Below are 22,991 nucleotides of genomic sequence, written 5' to 3' on the forward strand. Positions count from 1 at the left end.
AACCCGAGAGGACCGTCACCGGCAGCCACGTGGGCGCGGGCTCAGCCATCGGGGCGCAGCAGGCCGCGCTCGTACGCCTTGGCCAGACGTCGAGGGACCAGGTGGGCCACGCCGTCGACGGTGACGGGGACCAGCTGGGGCGTCGCCGCCTTCCATCGGGCGCGGCGGTGGCGGGTGTTGGAACGGGACGTCTTCCGCTTGGGAACAGCCATGGGAGCTGACCTCCTCGGTGAGGGCGTGGGTGCGACCAGGACTCTACATGAAAATGGTAACCATGAGCAGAAGGGGTCTCCGTGGCTGTCCCGTGTGCATCCCTGGGGGCTGGTGTGCCGCGCGGGGGTGGCGGGTGTCGTGGTCGGGTGTGGTGAGGTCGTGGAAACGCCCGGTCGTGGCTCTGTCGAGCCGCGACCGGGCGCCTGCCTTCTGGGGTTGCTAGGCGGTCACCAGGACGACTTGGTGACTCCGGGAAGGAATCCGGCGTGCGCCTGCTCACGCATCCGGACGCGGGAGAGGCCGAACCTGCGCAGGTGGCCGCGGGGTCGGCCGTCCACGCTGTCGCGGTTGCGGACCCGGGTCGCGCTGGCGTCGCGCGGCTGACGGCGCAACTCCGCGACAGCCGCCGCGCGTTCGTCGTCCGGGGTGCTGGAGCGGCGGATGACCTCCTTGAGTTCGGCGCGTCGGGCGGCGTACCGCTCGACGATCTCCTTGCGCTTCTCGTTCTGTGCGATCTTGCTCTTCTTCGCCATCAGACCTTCCCTCCCCGGGCGCGGATGCGGGCGACCGCCGCCTCGACGCCGATGCTGTCGACGGTCTTGATCGCCTTGGCGCTCAGCGTCAGCCGGACGTACCTGCCCTCGCTCGCAAGCCAGTAGCGCTTGCTCTGGATGTTCGGGTCGAAGCGGCGCGAGGTGCGCCGGTGCGAGTGGGAGATCTTGTTGCCGAAGCCCGGCTTGGCACCGGTCAGTTGGCAGTGGGCGGACATTGGGTTACCTGCCTCTTCGTAGTCGGTCACGGATCCTGGTTTTAGAAATGAAAACCGTTGTCATATAATACCGGCATGGCACGCAGCGAACTCCGCCCCGTCATCAAGCTCCGCTCCACCGCCGGCACCGGCTTCACCTACGTCACCCGCAGGAACCGCCGCAACGACCCGGACCGGATGGTGCTGCGCAAGTACGACCCGATCGCCCGCAAGCACGTCGACTTCCGCGAGGAACGCTGACCACGTCCGGGGCCTCCACCCGATCTCCATGACCTCGAAGGACACCTCATGAAGTCCACAATCCACCCCGCCTACAACCCCGTCGTCTTCCGCGACCGGGCGGCGAACTACGCCTTCCTCACCCGCTCCACCATGACCAGTGACAAGACGATCGAGTGGGAGGACGGCAACACCTACCCGGTCGTCGACGTCGAGATCTCGAACATGAGCCACCCCTTCTACACGGGCACGGCGCGCGTCCTGGACACCGCAGGACGGGTCGAGCGGTTCGAGCGCCGTTACGGCCGGATCGGGGAGAAGTGATGGAGAGGCAGGCCCGGCTGCCCGTCGTGATCGTCGGCGGGCTGCACTCCGCGGCGCGAAAGGAGGCCGTGGATGGTCTGCTGCGCACCGTGCCCGGCAGCGCCGCACTCCACCACGACCTGTCCGCCGCGGCCGACGGCACCGTGCTCCGCCTGGTGCGGGACGCCTCGGGAGAGCTGTCCCGCGGCGTCACCCCGCTCATCAACGACTGCGCCTGCTGCGCTCTGCGCGAGGACCTGGTGCCCGAGCTGGAGCGGCTCGCCGACAGCGGCCTCACCCGGCTCGCCGTCGTCGAACTGTGGGACTCCGTCGAACCGAAGGCGATGGCCGAAGTCATCGCCGCACATGGCGCCGGCGCACTCGAACTCACCAACGTGATCACGGCCGTCGACCCGGCGCTCGTCCTGCCCTGCATCGGCAACGGCGACGACCTCGCCGAGGCGGGCCTCGCCGCAGCGGCCACCGACCAGCGCACGGTCGGCGACACCTGGGCCCGGCAGCTGGAATACGCCCCCGTCCTCGCCGTCGTCGACAGCGACCAGGCCGACGACGAGGACCGGGCACTGCTCACCCAGCTCCACCCGACTGCCCGTCAGGCGCCGGCTGGATCGGCAGAGCTCGCCCAACTGGCCTTCGCCGGCTTCGATGTCGAAGCCGCGGCCGCCGCACAGCACCCCGCCTGCGCCCTCCTCCCGCAGGACGCCGACGAGGCCGGCGTCGCCACCTTCGTCTGGCACCGCGCCCGGCCCTTCCACCCCGAACGTCTCTACCAGGCGCTCGAGGACCTGTGCTGCGCCGCCGCCCGCAGTCGCGGCCGGTTCTGGCTCGCCGACCGCCCCGACACCCTGCTCGCCTGGGACTGCGCCGGTGGCGCCCTGTGCGTGGAGAGCACCGGACCGTGGCTCGCCGCACTGCCGGACGCCGCCTGGGAGATGGTCCCGCCCGTGCGCCGAGCGGCCGCCGCGCTGGACTGGCACGACGAGCACGGCGATCGCTGCCAGCACCTGGTCTTCACCTCACCCGGCCTCGACCGGGACAACATCGAGCAGCTCCTGGACTCCTGCCTGCTCACCGACACGGAGTACGCCGCAGGCCGGGAGGTGTGGAAGCGCCTGCCACGCCCCTTCGACGCCCTTCTCGACGCTGTCTGACCGCCTCGGCACAGGCATTCACCCGCAAAGAACCGACCCGAAGTACCAAAGGAACCCTGATGGCCCGCCGTCACGACCCCCGCAAGCCGCTCAAGTCGTCTCCGAACCCCCTCGACGCGGCAGGAATCACCTACATCGACTACAAGGACACCGATCTGCTGCGGAAGTTCATCTCCGACCGCGGCAAGATCCGCAGCCGCCGCGTCACCCGTGTGACCGCCCAGCAGCAGCGGCAGATCGCCGCCGCCGTCAAGAACGCACGTGAGATGGCGCTGCTGCCCTACTCCAGCAGGTGACGCCGGGTGAGCGGAGCACGGCAGTGGCTCCGACGTCGACAGCGAGCATGGCCCGGGCGGTTCGTGTACGGCCCTTCCCGGCGACCGCTCGTAGCCCTTTCCGTAACGCGGTGATCCCTGCACGCCTTCGGGTCTCTCGCCCTGGACGAGGGCCTCCCCGCGCCCCCGGCCCCACCGTCGGGCCACCTGCCGGTTCCTCTTCCTCCCTAGGCCCAGGGGATCGCATCCCTCGGTGCGTGCCGTCGGTTTCGGCGCTGACACCGGCCGGCCGAGCTGTAACGCCGAGCGACGCGCGTCGTGACCGGGTGCCGCTCAGACGTTCGCCCCCTCCGCGGGCGAGCCGGAGCGGTGGAAGCGGGTCAGAGTCCGGCGGCCGAGGAACACCGCGCCCAGCCCCAGCGGAACGGCGACGACGGCGCCGACGATTCCGTTGCCGGTACCGGGGCCGCCACTGGCGGTGGCCAGGTGCAGCACCGCGAGGACCGTACCCACCGTGCCCACCGCGACGGCCGCCCACCCGCCGGTGCGTGCGCTGCTGGTACGGAACCGGCGGCCGACTCGCCCCAGAACCAGCCAGCCGATGGCCAGCCCCAGCGCCCCCGCCCCGAGGGCCAGGTTCGCCCCCGTCCGCCCGTCGCCGATGATCCCGCCCTCGGCGGCCGCGATCAGTACTGCTGAAGCGTTCATGACGCCCTCCTTCGTTCTTGTTCCTCACCGATGCGGCTCGATGTCCTGTCCCTGAGAGCGTGCTCGCCGTTTCCCCGTGGGTCGTCCGGCAGGTGCAGGCACTTTCCGCTGCCGCCGCCGCGGCATACGGCTACCGCAGCGGCGGCAGGCAGCGGTCGGCTACCGCACATGCAGTAGCCGATTGCTCCTTCACGAGCCGGACTCGCCCACGGCCACATCCCGTTACGGTGCACCCATGAACAAAGGACGGTTCGCTGTCCGGGCCGGCCTCACCGACTGGGCGACCGCCCTGGGCGTGGCGGCACTGCTGCTCGGTACCGGGCTGTCCGGGCCACACCCGTCCGGGGCACCTGAGCTGCTCGGCTCCGCGCTGCTGGCGGCCGGAGGTCTGGCGCTGGCGGGACGCCGCCGGGCGCCGCTGGCGGTCCTGGTCATCACCGGGCTGTGCGCGGTGGGCTACCTCGGGGCCGGGTTCGAGGCGCTCGCCGTCCCCTACCTGGTCGCTGTCTACGGCTCCGTACGCGCCGGGCACCGGGCCGTCACGCTGGCTGTCTCCGTAGGCCTGCTGGTCGCGCTCAACCTCACGGCCTGGGTCTTCCATGACGAGGGCCCGCGCGAGGCCGTGACACAGGCCCGGCACACCCTTGAGCTCGCCTGGCTCATCGCCGCCTTCGCCGCCGGAGAGGCGGTGCGACAGGCCGAACGGCGAGCGGACGAAGCCGAGCGCTCCCGCGAGGAGACCGCGCTGCGCCGGGCCGACGAGGAGCGGTTGCGCATTGCGCGGGAGCTCCACGACTCGCTCACTCACCAGATCTCGGTGATCAAGGTGCAGTCCGAGGTGGCCGTCCACGTGGCCCGGCGCCGGGGGGAGCAGGTGTCGGAGGCCCTGCTCGCGATACAGCAAGCAGGCCGGGAGGCGAGCCGGGAACTGCGAGCGACCCTCGAGGCACTTCGCGACGACGACACCACCCCGCCTCCCGGACTCGACCACCTCCCGGAGCTGGTGAAGAGGTTTCAGGGGACCGGGCTGGAGACGACGCTGACCGTCGAAGGGCACCCACGGGCGGTGCCGGACGCCGTGAGCCGCACCGCTTACCGGATCGTCCAGGAGTCGCTCACCAATGTCACCCGGCACGCCTCCGCCACCACGGCCTCGGTGCTCATCGACTACCGGCCGGACGGCCTCCGCGTCCACATCGACGACGACGGGAAGGACACCGTGCACTCGGCACCGACTCCCGGACTGGGGTTGCTCGGCATGCGCGAACGCGTCTCGGCCCTGGGCGGTCGCCTGCGCGCCGAGCCGCGCACCGCGGGCGGCTTCACCGTCCAGGCCGAACTCCCGACGGACGGAGCCTCGTGATCCGAGTCCTGCTGATTGATGATCAGCCGCTCATCCGCACCGGCTTCCGCGCGCTGCTCGACCTCGAGGACGACATCGAGGTGGTGGGCGAAGCGGCCGACGGAGACGAGGGCCTCGCGCTCCTCAGGGAACTACTGCCTGATGTCGCGCTCATCGACATCCAGATGCCCGTCATGGACGGCATCGAAGCGACTCGGCGCATTGCCGCGGACTCTGCCCTGGCCGGCGTACATGTCGTCATGCTGACCAACTACGGCATGGATGAGTACGTCTTCGAGGCGCTGCGGGCGGGTGCCGCCGGCTTCCTGGTCAAGGACATCCTGCCGGAGGACTTCCTGCACGCCGTACGCGTCGCGGCCCGCGGTGACGCGCTGCTCGCGCCTGCCCTCACCCGTAAGCTCATCGGCCGGTACCTCACCCAGCCGTCGCCCGTTCGCATCGGTGGAAGGCTGGAGGTTCTGACCGGTCGCGAACGCGAGGCGGTCGCCCTGGCCGCGCAGGGTCTGTCGAACAGCGAGATCGCCGACCACCTGGTCATCAGTCCGGCGACCGCCAAGACCCACATCAACCGGGCCATGACCAAGCTCCACGCCCGCGACCGTGCTCAACTCGTGGTCTTCGCCTATGAATCCGGCCTGGTGACTCCACGCGGCTCGTAACCGGTCCCCCGGGCTTACTGCGGCTTGGGCGGCCCAGGGGCATTCCTTGTCGATCAGCCCGTTGACGAACTCGACTGCGAACCGGTGCGACTCGGGTGATACGTCTGCGGGTTCGCCGGCATACCAGCGGAAGGTACCCAGCTCTCGTTCGGCGTGGTTCAGCCAGCGGGTCAAAAAGGATGCGCGGCACTGTCGATCCCCGCACGTCCCGTTCGACGTAGTGATGTGCGGCGACCGGCCGCACGAGGAGCCGACGGAAGGTGATGAGCAACCCGTGGACCAACTACTGAGAGTAATGAACTTCAACGTCTCGAGTGACGGCATCGGCGCTGGCGAGGGCCAGACTCTTGAACGGCCCTTCGGTCATGTCCGCCCCGACCAGCTGTTCGCCTGGGCCGGAGCCACGGCGAGCTGGCCCATGCGCACGGATCCCGGAGGGAGCCGGGGCCTCGACGACTACTTCACGCGCGACTTCGCGCGCAACATCGGTGCCGAGATCATGGGGCGCAACAAGTTCGGGCCCCAGCGGGGGCCCTGGCAGGACCATGACTGGACCGGCTGGTGGGGCGAGGAGCCTCCGTTCCGCACACCGGTCTTCGTCTTGACCCACCACACGCGTCCGTCGTTCACGCTCTCCGACACCACGTTCCACTTCGTCGACGGCAGCCCGGCCGAGGTCCTCGAACGCGCACGAGAAGCCGCTCAGGGCCAGGACGTCCGACTCGGTGGTGGGGTCACCACCATCCGGCAGTTCCTCGACGCCGACCTCGTCGACACCCTGCACGTCGCGGTCTCGCCGGTGAAGCTCGGATCCGGGCTACGGCTCTGGCAGTCCCCTGACGAATTGCTCGACCGGTTTCACCTTGAGGTCGTGCCCAGCCCCAGTGGTGTGACCCACCACCTGTTCTGGCGGAGGTGAGGCGGCGACTCACGCGAGAGGTCGGTGGACACCCGGTCCTGGGCGTCGCCCCGCTCCGCGGTCAGTCCGGCCCCACGTCCAAGTCTCGAGTTGTGGCCGTGTCGGGGTGCTTCCCCGGCCCCTCGGCGCCGGGGAACAGAGGTGTGGGTGACAGATCGGTGGCCTCCTCTCCGGCCTCCAGCAGAGTGTCCGCGGCGCCGACGATGAGGGGATCGGGTGTGCCGACCGCGTCGACGTCCTTGCTGGCGTAGTCGATGCGGGCCAGCAGGCTCCGCATGGTCTCCAGCCGTGCGCGCCGCTTGTCGTTGCTCTTCACCACCGTCCAGGGGGCGTGTTCGGTGTCCGTCGCGCGGAACATGTCGATCTTCGCCTCCGTGTAGTCGTCCCACAGGTCCAGCGAGGCCAGGTCGGTGGGGGAGAGCTTCCACTGGCGCACCGGGTCGACCTGCCGGATCGCGAAGCGGGTGCGCTGCTCGGAGCGGGATACGGAGAACCAGAACTTGACCAGCAGGACGCCGTCGGCGACCAGCATCCGCTCGAACGTCGGGCACTGGTCGAGGAACAGTTCGTACTCGTCCTTGGAGCAGAAACCCATCACCCGCTCGACGCCGGCCCGGTTGTACCAGGAGCGGTCGAAGAAGACGATCTCGCCGGCGGTCGGCAGTTGTGCCACGTACCGCTGGAAGTACCACTGTCCCGCTTCGTGCTCCGTGGGCTTGTCCAGGGCGACCACGCGCGCGCCGCGTGGGTTGAGCCGCTCTGTGAGCCGCTGGATCGTGCCGCCCTTGCCGGCCGCGTCGCGCCCCTCGCACACGACGACGAGTCGTGTGCCGGTGTCCTTGACCCACCGCTGGAGCTTGAGCATCTCGATCTGCAGAATGCGCTTGGTCCGCTCGTAGTCCTCGCGGCTCACCTTGCGCTCGTAGGGATAGTTCTCCCGCCAGGTGCGGAGGGGACGTCCGTCCGCGTCCAGCACGATCGGCTGCTCTCGCAGACTGGCGTCCACGGTCAGCCCGTCCAGCAGCCTTGCCTCGTCCTCGGTGTTCGTCATCCGGCTCCCCGCTCGTGCGCTGATCCACTCGTCCGCGCGGCCGGTCAGAAGGGCGTGCGGCCGCGGAACCGGCGACCGGCCGAACCGCTGCGGCCCACGGCGCGCGAGCTGCTGTGGAACGGCTTGCTGAAGAGCCGCCCCAGCGGGCCGGGCGCCGTCCCGCCGGCCCGCGCTCCGGCGCCGAGCGTCCGCTGCGTGCCGCGTTCCGGGTGCCGGGACAGGCGGGGGATGACGAACGCGAGAACGGCCAGGACGACACAGACGGCGATCACGCCGACAACCACCATGGTGGGCTCCTTTCGCAGGTAGGACCCGAATGCCCCGGATGACCCGGCCTATGTGAAGGAGCTGCGCGGCGCAGCGCGCGGGAGTCGCGACGGGCTGCTCCTAGCCGGCTCCGCGTGTGTCCGCGGCCTGTCCCAGGCGCGGCGGGAGGTGCGCGGCGAGATGGTCGACGAGGGCGCTGACGCGTCGCGGGACGTGACCGTCCTCCCCCAGGAGGGCGTAGACGTCCGCGGCCGGTGTCGACAGGTGCGGCAGGACGCGGACGAGTTCGCCGCGATCCAGGTACGGCCTGACGTGCCACTCCGAGCGCATGATGACACCACGGCCCTCCAGGGCCCAGCCGGTCACCACGTCGCCGTCGTTGCTGGACAGGGTGCCGTGCACGCGCACTTGCCGGGGGCCGTCCGCGTCCCCGAAGCGCCAGAGTGCGAAGTCGCTCTCGTTCTCCCGCAGCACGATGCAGTTGTGCCGGGCGAGATCCTCGATGCCGGCTGGCGTGCCGTGCCGGGCGAGGTACGACGGTGCCGCGCAGGGAACGCGCCGGTTCCTGGCCAGACGGCGCATGCGCAGCGACGAGTCGGGCGGTATGCCCACGTGGACCGCCACGTCGAACTCGCGCTGGTGGGGGCGTAGAGGCAGCGCGGAGGTCTGCATCCGGACGTGCAGTCCCGGGTGCGCGGCGGCGAACTCGCCCAGCAGCGGGGCCACATGGGCACGACCGAGACCGAGAGTGGCCTCGACGACCACGGACCCGCGCAGTGCCCCTGCCGTGTCGGTGACCGTGTCCTCGAGTTCGCGTACCTGGTCCAGGATCGCCGTGACGCGCGCCGCGTACAGCTCGCCCTCCGACGTCAGCACCAGGCGGCGGGCCCCGCGCTGAACGAGCCGGACGCCCAGGCGGCGCTCCAGCGCGCTGAGGCGTTTGCTGACGACGGGGAGCGAGCAGCCGAGTTCGCGCGACGCGGCCGTCAGCGTCTCGCTCGACGCGACGACGTGGAAGAACTGCAGGTCGTCGACGGCTGAACGGCTCTTGGACCATGACCGGCCGGATCGCCCGTGGCTTTCCATGGGGGAAAACGTACCTTGCCGGTCAAGGCCTTGTACGGGGTGTCACCGCTGGCCAAGGTAGGAACCGAGACACCGCGCCGCGACCGGAACGCCTCGGGACCGAAGGCTCAGCACCGGATGTGCGCATCGATCCGAACACCGGGAGCGCATCCGTGCCGCAGAGTTATCGCATCGCAGCCATTCCGGGCGACGGGATCGGCCGGGAGGTCGTCCCGGAGGGCCTGCGGTGCCTCCGGGCCGCCGCCGAGGCCCACGGCTTCGAACTCGACGTCACCCAGTACGACTTCGCCAGCGCCGACTACTGGCTCGAACACGGCACGATGCTGCCCGACGACTGGAGGGACGTACTCGGCGGGTTCGACGCCCTGTACTTCGGGGCGGTGGGATGGCCGGAGGTGGTCCCGGACCACGTCTCGTTGTGGGGGAGCCTGCTCCAGCTGCGGCGGGGCTTCGACCAGTACGTCAACCTGCGCCCCGTCCGGCTGCTGCGCGGCGTGCGCAGCCCGCTGCGGGATCACCGGCCGGGCGACATCGACTTCTACGTCGTGCGGGAGAACACCGAGGGAGAGTACTCCAGCATCGGCGGACGCATCTTCGAGGGCACCGACCGCGAGACGGTGGTGCAGGAGACGGTCATGACCCGGACCGGCGTCGACCGTGTCCTGCGCTATGCCTTCGAACTCGCCTCGTCCCGCCCGGACAGGCACCTGACCTGGGCGACGAAGAGCAACGGCATCTCGATCTCCATGCCCTACTGGGACGAGCGGGCGACCGAGATGGCTGCCCGGTACCCCGACGTGACGGCCGACAAGGACCACATCGACATCCTGACCGCGAAGTTCGTCCTCCAGCCCGACCGGTACGACGTGGTCGTCGCCAGTAACCTCTTCGGCGACATCCTCTCCGACCTCGGACCGGCCTGCACTGGAACCATCGGCATCGCCCCCAGCGCCAACATCAACCCCGAGCGCGCCTTCCCCAGCCTGTTCGAACCGGTGCACGGATCGGCGCCGGACATAGCCGGTCTCGGTGTCGCCAACCCGGTGGGCCAGATCTGGAGCGGCGCCATGATGCTCACCCACCTCGGGGAGCACGAGGCCGCCGCACACGTCGTGGCCGCGATCGAGAGCGTCCTGGACGAACAACCCGGCGTGGTCACCCCCGACCTCGGGGGCACGGGAACCACGGAGGGACTCGGCAGGGCCATCGCGGCCCGGATCGCCGCCGCCACCGACGACCTGACGCTCGTGACCGAGGGGGATCGGGCCTGAACCCGTCCCGGCCGTGCGGCGGGAGAACGCCCACGCCCACACCGACAACCTATCCAGCAGCCGCCCTCCACGGTGGCGGCGCGAAGGGACGACCCTCATGACGACGGTGTCAGCAGGGCAGCGCACACGGATACGCCGCATCACGTTCCTGGTCGCGCTCGCGGTCTTCGCACAGGAGTCGACCTGGAACTTCTACGAGTCCCAGGTCCCGCCGCTCCTGCGGGAGCACCTCGGCAGCGCGGCCGTCGTGGGACTGCTGATGGGCATGGACAACCTGCTCGGCATCTTCATCCAGCCGTGGATCGGCAACCGGTCCGACCGGACGAGGACCTCCTGGGGCCGGCGGATGCCCTACCTGGTGGCCGGAATGCCGATCGCCGCGGGGCTGTTCGTCCTCATCCCGCACAGTGCGGCGTCCTTGCCACTGCTGATCGCGGTGCTGTTCTCGTACGCGCTGGTCGCCAACACGTTCAAGCCGATCGCCGAAGCGCTGGTACCGGACTTCATCGCGCCCGAGCGACGAAGCCGGGCCAACGCCGCGGTCAAGATCGCCTCGAGCATCACAGCCATCGTGGCGGCGCTCATCAGCATCTTCCTGGTCGACGACCACCTGAGCCTGGCGTTCGCCATCCCCGCGATCATCATGCTGATCTCGATCGGCGTGCTCGGTGCCACCGTGCGCGACAACCGGTCCCCGGCCTACCGGGCGGCGGTGGCCGAGAGCGAAGGGGAGCACGATGCCGAGCGCACTGGTCCGCGCGTCCGGGACGCCTTCCTCGACATCCTCAGGGCCACCGACCGCAGCCGCCTCCTGCTGCTGCTCGCGATCCTCCTCTTCGGCAGCGCGTGGGCCGCGTCCCGGTCGCTGATCACACCGTACGGAATGGAGGCCCTCGACCTGTCGCGCGGAGCCGCGGGCGGCCTCACCCTGCCCAGCGGGATCGCGTTCATCCTGGCGGCGTACCCGGCGGCCCTGTTCGCCGAGCGATACGGACGGCTCCGGGTCATGGCCGTGGGCATGTCGGTCTTCGCCGCCGCCATGGTCCTGGGGACGCTGATCCAGACTCCGACGGGGACCATCGCGGCGCTGTGCCTCGGGGCGACCGGCGCGACCTGTTTCCTGGTCAACGCGGTGGTCGTGCTGTGGAACCTCGCGCCCTCGCCACGGGTCTTCGGCACCTATGCCGGGATGTACACCGTCGGCTGGGCCGGTGGAGGCTTCCTGGGCCCGGCGCTGGTCGGCGGGATGGTCGACCTCACGGGCTGGCCCCTGATGCTCGTCGACATCGCCGCGGTCGCCTCACTGTCCATCGTCGTCGTGTCGAGGATCGGTGTCCTCCGGCGTCGCACCACTCCGGCCCTCGCCAAGTGACCGGCCCACCCCCGGCGGCGCGGAGAGAGCCCGGCCCCGGACGCACCAAGAGACGAGGAACCGTGCCCCGCATCCTGATCACCACGGACTACCTACGGCCCGGCGACGAGGTCGATCACTATCTCCGAGCGCACGGCCACACGGCGGTGCACGCACCGCTCGTCGGCCGACGCGGTCCCGAACAACTCGTCGCGGCCCTCGACGGGATCGACGCGGCGCTCGTCGCCCACGATCCCCTGACCGCCCAGGTCCTCCACGCGGCGCCCCGTCTGCGCGCCGTCGTGCGCACCGGCGTCGGCTACGACTCGATCGACGTCGTCGCCGCCGCCGAGCGGGGCATCACGGTGAGCAACCTGCCGGGCGTCAACGCGAACGCCGTGGCCGAGTACGCCTTCGGCCTGCTGCTGGCGGCCGCGCGGCGACTGGTGCAGAGCGCGACGGGCGTCGCCGCCGGCCGGTGGCCGAGGGAGGAAGGGCACGAGCTGCGCGGTTCGACGCTCGGCCTCATCGGATACGGGGCGGCAGCGCGCGCCGTCGTGCCGCTGGCGCGGGCCTTCGGCATGCGGGTGCTCTGCACGACCGGTGTGCCGGACGCCGAACGGGCCGACCCCTCCGTGCGTTTCGTCGCACTCACCAAGCTGCTCGCGCGGTCCGACTACGTGTCGGTGCACACCGCGCTGACGGACCGCACCCGCGGTCTCCTGGACGCCTCCGCCTTCCGGCGGATGAAGCCGACGGCGGTGCTGGTCAACACCGCGCGGGGAGCCGTCGTCGACGAGCGGGCCCTGGCCGACGCCGTGCGCTCCGGCGAGATCGCCGCGGCGGCCCTGGACGTGGTGAGCGAGGAGCCGCTCCCGGACGACAGCCCGCTGCGGGGCGTCGACGGAATCGTCGTCTTCTCCCACCTCGCGGGCCAGACCGCCGAAGCCCGCGCGGCCGCCGGCCTCGAGGGAGCGGCCGAGGTGGTGGCCGCGCTCGCGGGCCGCCCCCGGTTCGCCGTCAACGCCCACCTGCTGCCCCACACCCACACGGCCCGGGGGGACAGATGACACCCGCCCACCCCGCGCCCGGCCAGACAAGGAAGAGGAACATGGACAACGAACGGGCCCATCGGGTCAAGGTCCTGGCGCCGACCGGCATGCTCGGGGCCGGTTTTCCCGAGGCCACCGTCGAGCGGGGCCTGGCGCTCGGCGCCGACGTCATCTCCGTCGACGGCGGCAGCACCGACTCCGGTCCCCACTATCTCGGCGCCTCACAGCCCAAGACCACCCGTGCCGCGGTCGCCCGTGACCTGCGGATCCTGCTCAAGGCGGCGGCGGGCGCGGATATCCCGCTGATCGTGGGCTCGTGCGGGACGAGCGGAACCGACTCCGGTGTCGACTGGGTCGCCGGCATCGTCGCCGACATCCTGGCGGCCGAGGGACTCCGGCTGAGAGTGGCGCGCATCTACAGCGAGCAGGCGACCGACACGCTCCTGACGTGCCTGGACGAGGGCCGGATCCACCCTTTGCCGCCGCTGGGCGAGCTGGAACCGCAGGCCCTGCGGAGCTGTACGCACATCGTCGGTGCGATGGGGCACGAGCCGATCGTCGCGGCGCTGGAGGCCGGAGCCCAGGTCGTGCTCGCCGGCCGTGCCACGGACACGGCCATCGCCGCCGCCTATCCGCTGATGAAGGGCATGCCCGCCGGTCCGGCCTGGCACGCCGCCAAGATCATCGAATGCGGTGGGCAGTGCACCAGCGACCCGCGCGCGGGAGGGGTGCTCGCCACGATCGACGGTGACGGCTTCACCATCGAGCCGCTCGATCCGACCGTCGCCTGCACGCCGATCCTGGTCGCCGCCCACATGCTCTACGAGACCGTGAACCCGTTCGAGATGCGCGAGCCGGACGGCACCCTGGACGTCCGCGACGCCGTGTACACCGCCGTCGACGACCGCGTCGTGCGAGTCGAGGGATCGCGGTTCCATGTCGCCGACCAGCACACCGTCAAGCTCGAGGGCGCCCGGATCACCGGCTACGAGACGATGTCGTTCAGCGCGATCAGGGACCCGCGCATCCTTGCCGACATCGACGGCTGGGCCGACCTCATGCGAACGATGATCCGGCAGCGGGTCGAGCAGACGATCGGCCTCGGCGACGACAAGTACGCCTTCGATCTGCGCCTCTACGGACACAACGCCGTCCTCGCCGAACTGGAACCGGCACCTGGCCCGCCGCGCGAGGTGGGCGTCATGCTCCTCGTCAACGCACCGGACCAGCAGACCGCCACCGCCGTCGCGAAGGTCGCCAACCCCCTGATGCTGCATCTGCCGACGGCCGGCATGGACTATCTGCCGAGCCTCGCGTTCGCCACCTCACCGGCCGAGATCGAGCGCGGTCCCGCCTACGAGTTCGTCCTCAACCACGTCGTCGACACCCGCACGCCCACCGACATGTTCCGCACCGAGCTCGAGGAGACCGCCCACCATGGCTGAGACCGCCCCCACCACCCTGGGCGACCTGGCGCACGAGGTCCGCTCCAAGAACGCCGGGCCGTTCTGGGTCACCATGGAGCTCTTCATGCGCGACGAGGACGGCTACCGCATCGCCGCCGACGAGACCTTCCTGAACGAGGGCACGGTCGCCCGCCTCTACCAACTGGACGAGGCTGACGTGCAGTTGTTCCGCATCCCCTCGCTGAACGTCGTCAAGATCTCCTTCCCGCGTCCCGTCGGCCAGGCGTCGCTGCGTGACCGTGACGTCCATTCCGGACAGCACCATGTGCCGCTGGCGCTGCTGCCGGTGCCCGCCACCTGACATTCCCGTGTGAGCAAGTCCCCCGCGCGCGACGACGGTCACCGCCGGCCCTGGTGGTGACCGTTGCCTGTGCCCTCTCCCGACAGGTAGGGAGGCAGCCCTGCCGCAGGGTGTCACGTCGACCAGATCACCCCGCCGTTCTGCACGATCACCACCTTGGCGTCGGCACGCAGGACCAGTTGGGCACCTTCATGGCCCCAGGTCTGCGAGGCCCAGATGGGGCGGTCCTCGCCATTGTGGATGACGAGGTTGCCGTCCGGTTGGAAGATGGCCCGGTGGTTCGGGCCGAAGGTCATGGACGCCCAGATCGGCTTGCGCTGCTCGTTGTAGACGACCAGGTTGCCGTCGGTCTGCATGACCATTCGGATGCGGTTGGTGGTCCAGGCCTGGTTGACCTCCAGGACACTGGGCGCGTAGACGGTCTCGGTGCTCCAGTTCGGCTTCGGGCTCGTCTTGGGCTTGGGTTTCGGCTTCGCCTCGGGCTTCGAGTCCGTTTCGCCGCTCGGGCTGGACTTCGTCGCGGGCTCGGCGGGCTGCGGTGGGGCGACCTTCGAGGGCGCGCTCTTCGTCGCCTTCGCTTTCTTCGGGGAGGGGCTGGGCTTCTCGGCCACGTAGTCGTCGAGGGCGGCGGGGGCCGACGTCGGGTTCAGGACCGTGTCGGAGCCTCCCGCGGCCGGCCCCTTGGCGGAGTCGGGAGGCCCGTCGTCCCTCGCGCTGCCGGTGAGCAGCAGCGGTATGGCGATCAGGGCGGCACCGGCCACCGCCGCTCCCGCGAGGATCGGCTTGCGGGGCCGTCCGGCGCCTACGCCGGTACCTGTCCTGGCGTTGGGCGGCATGGTCCCGACGGCAGCGGCCGTGGCAACGGCGACCCGTGCCTCGGGTGACTCGGACGGCTCGGTGGAAGTGCCGGCCGCCGCGGGCGATGCCGGGGTGGTGGTGCTCTCGGTCTGTGCCGTTCCGACGGCGGTGCTTCGGGTCTCTGCCCTTCCGGCGTCGGTGTTCTCGGTCTCTGCGGTTCGCGCGGCGGCGCTCTCGGCCTCTGCCGTTCCGGCGACGGGGGCCGCGGCCTCCTCGGTCCCGGTGGCAGTGGACTCACCTTCTCGCGCGGCGCCGGACGTCGCCGTCCCGGCGGCGGCCTCCTCGTCCGCGCCTGCGCGCTTCCGCCCGCCCGCCTCCGGCCCGGCGGGCCCGTTCGTCCCGTCGGCGCCGGGCTCCTGCCCGGTGTCCCGGGACTCGGCCTCGGGACCGGAGCCCCGGCTGGGGGCCGGCTCGTCAGGCGCGGAGGGCGCGGAGGGGCTGGACGGCGAACCGGTGCCCCCTGCGCGGGTGGCGGCCGCCTCCGCGTTCGCGTCGGGGGTGGGGTGCTGGGGGGACATGCGGTACTCCTCCTCGGTGGCGGAGCTGTCGGATGTGGCCGGGGCCCGTGCAGTGGTCGGCTGAACGAACGCCGGGAAGTCCGGCGGGCGTTGGTCGAGTCCGTCGCGCCGGGGGCGGACCGGTGCGAAGCCCGGTCCAAGTCGCCGAGGGGCGCCGTCCCGCCGCGGTGGCGGCCCGCAAGCCCGTCGGGCGCGTCCCGAGTCGAAAGGTCTTCCCGTGCGGCCCAACTTAGCCCGTACGGAAGGCGATCGGACGACCACCTCTCCCAACTCTCCCGTCGCTTTGTCCGCTCACGCCTCGCTGCTCCCGGAAAGTTCCCGACCCGGGCAGCAAACGGGCACGTGGGCGGCTGATTCGGACCGTGCCCTCCCCGCAACGGGCGATACTCGTGTGGCATCCTGAGGCTCCCGATCTGATCCACGTCGGTGCACCAGCAGGCCGACGGCATCCAAGTGTTCGTACCGACCGAAGAGTTCAGGTGGAGATGCGGCCCGGACAACGGCTGGAGGGCGAGCCCGACAGGCCCCCCGGTCCCGGGCCGGGCACCGCGGAGCCGTCCGGCTCCGACGGGGCCGGGGCCACCGGCACCCCCGAGATACCCCAGGCGGTGCGGGACGCCGCCCGCCGGGCGCCCGGCCACTGGATCGGAGTGGTGGACCCGGAATGGACCCAGGACGGTACGCCGCCCGCGTGGGCCGTGGTGGGGGAGTGGCAGTCCGACGAGGACGGCGGCGTAGGAGACTACCGCCCCAACCCGGACTACCGGCCCTCGGCCCGAGTGCTCGGCTGGCCGGAGCCCACCGACCCGGTGGACGCGGCCGCCCAGCGGGCAGCCACCGGATACGGCTCGGTGGACGAGGCGATCGCGGCACTCGCCCGGGCGGAGATCACGGTGGTGCGCGGACCGGACGGCGGGCCGCTGACAGCGGCCGGTCTCGACGGTGCACCGGTGATCCTCTCGTTCACCTCCCCGGCACACGCGTTCATGTCCGCGGCACTTCGGCATGACAGGATCCCGGCGACGGAACTCGCCCGGTCACTGCGCGGCTCCGGCACACAGATGATGGTCAACGCCGGTGCCGCGGCACCCCTGCTCGTCCCGGTGGACAAGCTCCTGGACGCGCGGCCCGAACCCGGACCGGAGGCCGAGCGGGCGCGCCGGGCCCCCCACGTGACCGAGCCCCACCGTTCCTCTGAACCCTGGCCCCACACCACAGGGAGGACCCCGTGACGCGTCCCGCCCAGCACACCTCCGCCTCCCCGCAGGTGGCGTCCGGTTCCGCCGGCGAGGAGACGGCCTCGACCCCCACGACCGTCCAGCCCGGGCCCGAGGCGAAGTCCCCCCAGGCTCCGAACGAGGGTGGCCGGGTCAAATCCGAGACACCAAGGGCGAGTTCCGAGGCCGAGGACGCGGCAGCCGAGGGCCCGGGCGCGACAGCCGTGAGCGTTGCCGAGACCACTTCCGGCGGCCGGCCCGGGTCCGAGGCCGAGCCGGACTCCGACTCGGAGGCCGATCCCGGCGCCGCCGCGGAGGCCAAGAGCCGGCTCCCCGCGCTCGTGCGGACGATGACCGCGACCGCCATCGACCGGCCGCGGCAGGAGGCCGCCCAGGTGGGGCGGCCGGGCAAGGCGGCGCTGGCCGGCGCCGCGGTCGCCGGGGCACTGCTCGTGTCGGTGCCGTTCCTCGTGCTCACCGGAGGCGACGACAAGGGCGCCGAGGCCGCACCGGCCGGCGGCACCGTCCTCGGCGGTGGCGCGCAGGAGGCACCGGGCGACTTCGTGGTGACCAAGCCCGACACCGCCGCTCCGGACGATCACGAGAAGAGTTCCGGCAAGCCCGGCAAGCCGGTGGAACGAGTGCCCGGCGGGGCTGCGAAGCAGAACCCGGGCAAGGAGACGCCGAAGCGGGACGGCGGCGGGGAGAACCGGCCCAAGAGCGGCACGGGCGAGAAGGACGGATCCGCCAAGTCGGGTGGCGGGAAGGCATCCGGAGGCGGCGGCGCCGACCGGCCCTCGGATTCCGGCTCGGGCGTCACGTTCAGCGCCCCGGTCTCGATACGCAGCCACCTCTCCGGCCGCTGCCTCGACGTACCGAACGCCGACTTCGGCGACGGCAAGAAGCTCTTCGTGTGGGACTGCAACAACGGGGTCGCGCAGAAGTGGCAGTTCGCCTCCGACGGCACCCTGCGCATCCAGGGTCTCTGCCTGGACGTGGCCAACGCGAACTACAGCGACGGCACTCCGATCCAGATCGCCCGGTGCAGTGGCAACGCGGCCCAGAAGTTCGTCCTGAACGAGCGCCACGACCTGGTGAACACCGTCGTCGGCAAGTGCGTCGACATCAAGGACAACAACCGGGGCAACGGCGCCTGGCTGCAACTGTGGACCTGCGCGGGCACCGACAACCAGAAGTGGAGCTGACCGCGCCCCCGGCACCTTCCGGCCGAGAGCATCGCTCCCACGCCCTGGCCACCCCGGCAACGGGGCATGATGGCCCCGTCGGCTCGCCGACACCGCCCCCGACGATCGGGGGCACCCGCTGAGTACGTTGTCCCACAAGGAGGTTGGTGCGTGTCGCGCCAGGTACTGACGGTCGGTCCCGGGGAGCGGGACCGCTACCGGACGATCGGTGAGGCACTCGCGGCTGCCCGTACCGGCGCGCTGATCAGCGTCCGGCCCGGGACGTACGCGGAGAACCTGGTGATCCACACCCGGGTCACCCTCACCGCCGCCGAGGGCCGGGGCACGGTCGAGATCCGGCCACGTTCTGGCAGCGTCCTCTCCCTGCGAGCCGACGCCGTGATGCTCTCCGAGCTGTCCCTGCGCGGCGGTGACGCCGAGCTGCCCGCCGTGGACGTACGGCGCGGGCAGGCCGCGCTCGACGGCTGCGAGATCGTCGGCGCCGCCTGGACCGCGGTGCTGGCCGGGGGCACCGGCTCCCTCGCGCTGCGGGACTGCCGGGTGAGCAACCCGCAAGGTGCCGGCATCGTCATCACCTCGACCACACCCACCACAGTGGAGTCCTGCACGTTCGAGCACCTGGGCACCAGCGGACTCGTCCTCGCCGAACAGGGCGAGGCGCGGCTGCGCGCCTGCACGGTACGGGCCGCACGCGGCAACGGCCTGCTCGCCAACGGCGACTCCACCGGCAGCGTCGAGGACTGCGACATCTCCTCCACGGACAAGCCGTCCATCGCCCTGGAGCAGAACTGCTCCCTCACGGTGGTGCGGACCGTCGTGCACGACACCAGCACCGGAGTGCACCTGAGCAGCGCGGGCCGCACGACGCTGGAGGACGTCCGGGTCACCGGGGCCTCCGGGAACGGGATCGCGCTGGCCGGCGGAACCGACCCGGTGCTGCGCCGCTGCCGTGTCTCGCGGACCCGTGGCCACGGCGTCGTGGTCACCGACCGGGCGCGCGGCACCTTCGAGGACTGCTGGGTGGACGGCGCGCAGGGCGCGGCGCTCCGGGTGGCGGGAGCCGCCTCCCCGGCGCTGACCGGACTCACGGTCCGTGACTGCGAGCAGACGGGACTGCTGCTGGAGGAGGACTCGGCGCCGGAGCTGGACCGCGTGGAGGTGATCGGCGGCTCACCCGCGATCTCCGTGCGCGGCGGTGCCAACCCGCTGCTGCGCCGGGCGCGTCTCGTGGAGCCCGCCGGGGACGGCATCGCGGCGGGCAAGGACGCCCGCGGCCGGGCCGAGGACTGCGAGATCGTCCGGCCGAAGGGCGCCGGCGTGCGCGTGGCTGCCGGCAGCACCCTCTACCTGGCCGGTGGCGGGGTCTCCGACACCGCCACCAGCGGCCTGGTCGTGGAGGACGGTGGCAACGTCACCGTCCGGGACTTCCGCGTCGAGATATCCGGTGCGGAAGGGGTCGTGGTCGCGGCGGGCGGCGAGCTGACCGCCAACCGCACCACGGTGCACGCCCCGCAGGGCCACGGCTTCCTGCTCCAGGAGGGCGCGCTGGCCTCGCTCAGCGGCTGCGAGGTCTCCGGCGGTGCCCAGGACGGCTTCCGGGTGGAGTCCACCGCGCCGGTCTCGCTCGTGAACTGCCTGGCCCGGGAGAACGAGGGCGGCGGGCTCGTCCAGACGACACCGGGCGAACGGCTCGCCGTGGACGGCCTGAAGAGCACCGGGAACGGCAAGCGGGACGCGTGGGGCAGCGGCAGCGCCGAGAACACCGACCCGGCCGGATCCGGCGCCGCGGACGGACCTCGGCCGGACCGCGTGGACGGCCCGCTCGGCGCCCTGAACGCGCTGATCGGCCTGGAGAACGTCAAGCAGCAGGTCGGCACCCTGGTCAACCTCACCCAACTCGCCCAGCGACGCGAGCAGCTCGGCATGTCCGCCCCGCCGATGAGCAGACACCTGATCTTCGCGGGCCCGCCGGGCACCGGCAAGACCACCGTCGCCCGGCTCTACGGGGCGATCCTGGCCGAACTGGGCTCCCTGCGCAGCGGCCACCTCGTCGAGGTCTCCCGCGCCGACCTCGTCGCACAGGTCGTCGGCGGTACCGCGATCAAGACCACCGAGACCTTCCAGCGGGCGCTCGGCGGCGTGCTGTTCATCGACGAGGCGTACACCCTCACCGCGGACAGCGGCAACGGCGGCGCGGACTTCGGCCGCGAGGCGGTCGACACGCTGCTGAAGCTCATGGAGGACCACCGCGACGACGTGGTCGTGGTCGCGGCCGGATACTCCCGCGAGATGGAGGCGTTCCTCGGCTCCAACCCGGGCCTGGCCTCCCGCTTCTCCCGGACCGTCGAGTTCGAGAACTACTCCGTGCCCGAACTGGTCGCCATCATGGAGAACATGTGCGCCCAGCACCAGTACGAGCTGGGCGAGGGCACCGCGGAGGCGCTCGCGGCGCACTTCGAGGCGATGCCCAGGGACGCCGGATTCGGCAACGGCCGTGCGGCGCGCGGGGTGTTCGAGGAGATGGTGGACCGGCAGGCGGTCCGGCTCGCCGCACAGGCCCAGGTCGGCGAGCACGACCTCAGGCTGCTGCTGCCGGAGGACGTCTCCGCCACCGCCGCCGCGAAGGCCGCCGAGAGCGGCGCGCCGAAGGACGACCCGCTGACCCGCCTCGGCGACATGATCGGACTGGCCGAGGTCAAGCGGGACGTGGCGGACCTGGTCAACCTCATCACGACGGCCCGCCACCGCGCCGCCGCCGGGCTGCCGGTGCCCTCCCTCAGCCACCATCTGGTCTTCACGGGTCCGCCCGGTACGGGCAAGACCACGGTCGCCCGCCTCTACGGCGAGATCCTGACCCAGCTCGGCATCCTGCAACGGGGCCAGCTGGTGGAGGCGGCCCGCGCCGACCTCGTCGGGCGCTACATCGGGCACACCGCCCAGCTCACCCGCGAGGTCTTCGAACGGGCCCGCGGCGGTGTGCTGTTCATCGACGAGGCGTACACCCTCACCCCGCAGGGCGGCGGCGCCGACTTCGGTCAGGAGGCGGTGGACACCCTGCTGAAACTGATGGAGGACCACCGCGACGAGGTCGTCGTCATCGTCGCCGGCTACACCGACGAGATGGAACGCTTCCTGGCCTCCAACCCGGGTCTGTCCTCACGTTTCCCGCGCCGGATCACCTTCGCGGACTACTCCTCCGAGGAACTGGTCACCATCGTGCGCGCCCAGGCCGCGAGCATGGGCTACGAGTGCGGACCCGGCACCGGCCCGGTGCTCAAGTCGTACTTCGACGCCCTGCCCCGGGACCGCTCGTTCGGCAATGCCCGGCAGGCCCGGCAGGTGCTGGAGTCGATGGTCACCCGCCAGGCGGGGCGGCTCAGTTCGCTGGCCGCGCCCACCCTGGACGACCTGCGCATCCTTCTTCCCGAGGACGTCGCCGCCGCTCCGAAGGCGGCCGGACTGTGAAGCCCGCCGCCCGTGAGGCCGCCCGTCTGCTGTCCGGCGCCGGCCTGGCCGCCGCCCTGCTGCTGCCCACCGCCGTCACGGCCCACACGGCACCCCGGGCGACGCTGCCGGCGGCCGACGGGAAGAAGGGCCAGGAACTGCCGGCGATGCCCTCCGCGCTCGACGCGGACGCCGCCTGCACCGCTCCCTCGCGGGAGCGGGCGAAGAAGCAGGACTGGTCGCGTCAGCGCCTCGACCTGGACCGGACGCACGGGCACGGCGTCGGTGCGGGCGTGACGGTCGCCCTGGTCGACACCGGCGTCGCCCCCGACGCCGACGGCCTCGAGGGCCGTGTCACCGCCGACGGCACGGCCGCCGAGGACTGCGTCGGGCACGGCACCTTCCTGGCGGGGCTGATCGCGGGTACGGACGGCCGTCTCAGCGGAGTCGCCCCGGGTGCGCGGATCCTCGCCCTGCGCGGCACGGACACCCGCGGCCGGGCCGACTCGGCGCTCGTCGCGGCGGCGGTACGCGAGGCCACCGAGGCAGGTGCCGACGTCATCGCGGTCACGGTGGCCCTGCCGCGCCGGGACAAGGACCTGAGCCGCGCCGTCGCGGAGGCCCGCCGCGCGGGCGCCGTCGTCGTCGCCGCGGCGACCCCCGACCCGCCGGCGCGGGGCGGCACCGACACGATCCCGCCCCGCGTGTACTGGCCGGCCGGCGAACCCGGGGTCCTCTCGGTCGCCGACATGCTGCCCGGCGGCCTCCGCCCCGAGCGGGCCCTGCCCACCACGGGCATCGACCTGGCCGCCCCCGGGGCCGGGGTGGTGTCCGGTGGCCCGCGCGGTGACGGTCACTATCTGGGGGCCGGCGCCTCGGTCGCCGCCGCCTACGCCGCCGGGGCCGCCGCGGTGGTCCGCGCGGCTCACCCGGACGACTCGCCGGAGGCCGTCGCGCACCGGCTGACCGCGACCGCGTACCCGGCCGACATCCCGCAACTGGACGCGTACGCCGCCGTCACCACGGTTCTGGGCGGCCCGGACGCACCCCGGGCAGGCGAACGGGCCGCGGAACGTGTCGCCGTCCGTGACACCTCGGACGCCGACGCCGCCACCGAACGGGCCACGCTCCTCACCCTGCTCGGCTCCGCACTCGTCCTGGCCGTCCTGTGGGCCGCCTTCACCCTGCCACGGGCCCGTGCCCGCGGCTGGCGTCCCGCGCGGGCCGGGGACGGGGCAACGACGAAGGACTGACGGTCCGGACGCGCACCACGACGGCGGGGGTCACCGGATGGCCCCCGCCGT

General features: G+C 71.8%; 24 protein-coding genes. 16 read left to right on the plus strand and 8 right to left on the minus strand.

Annotated features, from left to right (window positions below; all coding sequences use genetic code 11):
- Nucleotides 1-41: 41 nt before the first annotated feature.
- The 3 genes from rpmF to rpmB all read right to left on the minus strand — a co-directional run bounded on the left by rpmF (nt 42) and on the right by rpmB (nt 982).
- Entirely contained in the window at nt 42-212 is a 171-nt protein-coding gene (gene rpmF, locus KBY32_RS11845) for a 50S ribosomal protein L32 (protein ID WP_055620446.1), read from the minus strand.
- Nucleotides 213-440: 228 nt separating this feature from the next.
- Nucleotides 441-746 carry a 30S ribosomal protein S14 gene (gene rpsN, locus KBY32_RS11850; RefSeq protein WP_055620447.1) on the minus strand — a complete coding sequence of 102 codons (306 nt, stop codon included), beginning with the start codon at nt 744-746 and terminating at the stop codon, nt 441-443.
- Nucleotides 746-982: a 50S ribosomal protein L28 gene (gene rpmB, locus KBY32_RS11855; protein WP_055620448.1), complete on the minus strand. Its 237-nt coding sequence runs from the start codon at nt 980-982 to the stop codon at nt 746-748. Before rpmB ends, rpsN begins: the two co-directional genes overlap by 1 nt.
- 75 nt (nt 983-1,057) lie before the next feature.
- Here rpmB and rpmG point away from each other — a divergent pair, with 75 nt between their 5' ends.
- Genes rpmG through rpsR form a run of 4 tightly spaced genes read left to right on the plus strand, consistent with a single transcriptional unit; the run spans nt 1,058 to nt 2,972 of the window.
- Nucleotides 1,058-1,222, plus strand: a complete 165-nt coding sequence (rpmG, locus tag KBY32_RS11860; protein ID WP_055620449.1) for a 50S ribosomal protein L33 — start codon at nt 1,058-1,060, stop codon at nt 1,220-1,222.
- A 48-nt stretch (nt 1,223-1,270) separates the two neighbouring features.
- Nucleotides 1,271-1,525: a type B 50S ribosomal protein L31 gene (locus KBY32_RS11865; RefSeq protein ID WP_210979906.1), complete on the plus strand. Its 255-nt coding sequence runs from the start codon at nt 1,271-1,273 to the stop codon at nt 1,523-1,525.
- The gene (locus KBY32_RS11870) at nt 1,525-2,676 is read left to right on the plus strand and encodes a GTP-binding protein (protein WP_210979907.1); all 1,152 of its coding nucleotides are present in this window, start codon (nt 1,525-1,527) and stop codon (nt 2,674-2,676) included. The genes KBY32_RS11865 and KBY32_RS11870 overlap by 1 nt, the downstream gene beginning before the upstream one ends.
- Nucleotides 2,677-2,735: 59 nt before the next feature.
- Nucleotides 2,736-2,972, plus strand: a complete 237-nt coding sequence (gene rpsR / locus KBY32_RS11875; RefSeq protein ID WP_055620452.1) for a 30S ribosomal protein S18 — start codon at nt 2,736-2,738, stop codon at nt 2,970-2,972.
- 312 nt (nt 2,973-3,284) lie between these two features.
- On the opposite strand, the gene KBY32_RS11880 is transcribed toward rpsR, so the two are convergent.
- Entirely contained in the window at nt 3,285-3,659 is a 375-nt protein-coding gene (locus KBY32_RS11880; RefSeq protein WP_210979908.1) for a DUF6223 family protein, read from the minus strand.
- A gap of 235 nt (nt 3,660-3,894) precedes the next feature.
- Between KBY32_RS11880 and KBY32_RS11885 the strand changes: the two genes are divergently transcribed.
- The 3 genes from KBY32_RS11885 to KBY32_RS11895 all read left to right on the plus strand — a co-directional run bounded on the left by KBY32_RS11885 (nt 3,895) and on the right by KBY32_RS11895 (nt 6,600).
- Nucleotides 3,895-5,022, plus strand: a complete 1,128-nt coding sequence (locus KBY32_RS11885; protein WP_210979909.1) for a sensor histidine kinase — start codon at nt 3,895-3,897, stop codon at nt 5,020-5,022.
- The gene (locus KBY32_RS11890; RefSeq protein ID WP_210979910.1) at nt 5,019-5,681 is read left to right on the plus strand and encodes a response regulator transcription factor; all 663 of its coding nucleotides are present in this window, start codon (nt 5,019-5,021) and stop codon (nt 5,679-5,681) included. The genes KBY32_RS11885 and KBY32_RS11890 overlap by 4 nt, the downstream gene beginning before the upstream one ends.
- Nucleotides 5,682-5,955: 274 nt before the next feature.
- Nucleotides 5,956-6,600, plus strand: a complete 645-nt coding sequence (locus KBY32_RS11895) for a dihydrofolate reductase family protein (RefSeq protein WP_055620456.1) — start codon at nt 5,956-5,958, stop codon at nt 6,598-6,600.
- 61 nt (nt 6,601-6,661) lie between these two features.
- Here KBY32_RS11895 and ppk2 read toward each other — a convergent pair whose 3' ends face one another.
- From ppk2 to KBY32_RS11910, 3 genes are all read right to left on the minus strand, one after another.
- On the minus strand, nt 6,662-7,651 hold the full coding sequence (gene ppk2, locus KBY32_RS11900; protein ID WP_210979911.1) for a polyphosphate kinase 2: 990 nt from the start codon (nt 7,649-7,651) through the stop codon (nt 6,662-6,664).
- 44 nt (nt 7,652-7,695) lie between these two features.
- Entirely contained in the window at nt 7,696-7,938 is a 243-nt protein-coding gene (locus tag KBY32_RS11905) for a DUF6411 family protein (protein ID WP_210979912.1), read from the minus strand.
- A 100-nt stretch (nt 7,939-8,038) separates the two neighbouring features.
- Entirely contained in the window at nt 8,039-9,004 is a 966-nt protein-coding gene (locus tag KBY32_RS11910; protein ID WP_055620460.1) for a LysR family transcriptional regulator, read from the minus strand.
- Nucleotides 9,005-9,156: 152 nt separating this feature from the next.
- Between KBY32_RS11910 and KBY32_RS11915 the strand changes: the two genes are divergently transcribed.
- The 5 genes from KBY32_RS11915 to KBY32_RS11935 all read left to right on the plus strand — a co-directional run bounded on the left by KBY32_RS11915 (nt 9,157) and on the right by KBY32_RS11935 (nt 14,445).
- A complete protein-coding gene (locus tag KBY32_RS11915) occupies nt 9,157-10,275 on the plus strand; it encodes a tartrate dehydrogenase (protein ID WP_210979913.1) in 1,119 nt (372 codons plus the stop codon).
- A gap of 97 nt (nt 10,276-10,372) precedes the next feature.
- Complete coding sequence (locus tag KBY32_RS11920; protein ID WP_210979914.1) at nt 10,373-11,647, plus strand: MFS transporter; 1,275 nt, start codon at nt 10,373-10,375, stop codon at nt 11,645-11,647.
- Between the two features lie 62 nt (nt 11,648-11,709).
- Nucleotides 11,710-12,696 carry a phosphoglycerate dehydrogenase gene (locus KBY32_RS11925; RefSeq protein WP_210979915.1) on the plus strand — a complete coding sequence of 329 codons (987 nt, stop codon included), beginning with the start codon at nt 11,710-11,712 and terminating at the stop codon, nt 12,694-12,696.
- 41 nt (nt 12,697-12,737) lie between these two features.
- Complete coding sequence (locus KBY32_RS11930) at nt 12,738-14,123, plus strand: acyclic terpene utilization AtuA family protein (RefSeq protein WP_210979916.1); 1,386 nt, start codon at nt 12,738-12,740, stop codon at nt 14,121-14,123.
- Nucleotides 14,116-14,445, plus strand: coding sequence for a DUF4387 domain-containing protein (locus tag KBY32_RS11935; protein WP_210979917.1), 330 nt, complete (start codon nt 14,116-14,118; stop codon nt 14,443-14,445). Before KBY32_RS11930 ends, KBY32_RS11935 begins: the two co-directional genes overlap by 8 nt.
- Nucleotides 14,446-14,558: 113 nt before the next feature.
- Here KBY32_RS11935 and KBY32_RS11940 read toward each other — a convergent pair whose 3' ends face one another.
- Nucleotides 14,559-15,821: a mannose-binding protein gene (locus KBY32_RS11940; RefSeq protein ID WP_210979918.1), complete on the minus strand. Its 1,263-nt coding sequence runs from the start codon at nt 15,819-15,821 to the stop codon at nt 14,559-14,561.
- Nucleotides 15,822-16,306: 485 nt separating this feature from the next.
- On the opposite strand from KBY32_RS11940, the gene KBY32_RS11945 reads away from it, so the two are divergent.
- The 4 genes from KBY32_RS11945 (at nt 16,307) to KBY32_RS11960 (ending at nt 22,940) form a co-directional block, all read left to right on the plus strand.
- Nucleotides 16,307-17,053, plus strand: coding sequence for a type VII secretion system-associated protein (locus KBY32_RS11945; protein ID WP_210979919.1), 747 nt, complete (start codon nt 16,307-16,309; stop codon nt 17,051-17,053).
- Nucleotides 17,050-18,243 carry a ricin-type beta-trefoil lectin domain protein gene (locus tag KBY32_RS11950; protein ID WP_210979920.1) on the plus strand — a complete coding sequence of 398 codons (1,194 nt, stop codon included), beginning with the start codon at nt 17,050-17,052 and terminating at the stop codon, nt 18,241-18,243. The genes KBY32_RS11945 and KBY32_RS11950 overlap by 4 nt, the downstream gene beginning before the upstream one ends.
- 150 nt (nt 18,244-18,393) lie before the next feature.
- Complete coding sequence (locus KBY32_RS11955) at nt 18,394-21,708, plus strand: right-handed parallel beta-helix repeat-containing protein (protein ID WP_210979921.1); 3,315 nt, start codon at nt 18,394-18,396, stop codon at nt 21,706-21,708.
- A complete protein-coding gene (locus tag KBY32_RS11960; protein ID WP_210979922.1) occupies nt 21,705-22,940 on the plus strand; it encodes a S8 family serine peptidase in 1,236 nt (411 codons plus the stop codon). The genes KBY32_RS11955 and KBY32_RS11960 overlap by 4 nt, the downstream gene beginning before the upstream one ends.
- Nucleotides 22,941-22,991 lie beyond the last annotated feature (51 nt).

The sequence above is a fragment of the Streptomyces sp. RK62 genome, from assembly GCF_018070255.1.
GTDB lineage: Bacteria > Actinomycetota > Actinomycetes > Streptomycetales > Streptomycetaceae > Streptomyces > Streptomyces nigra.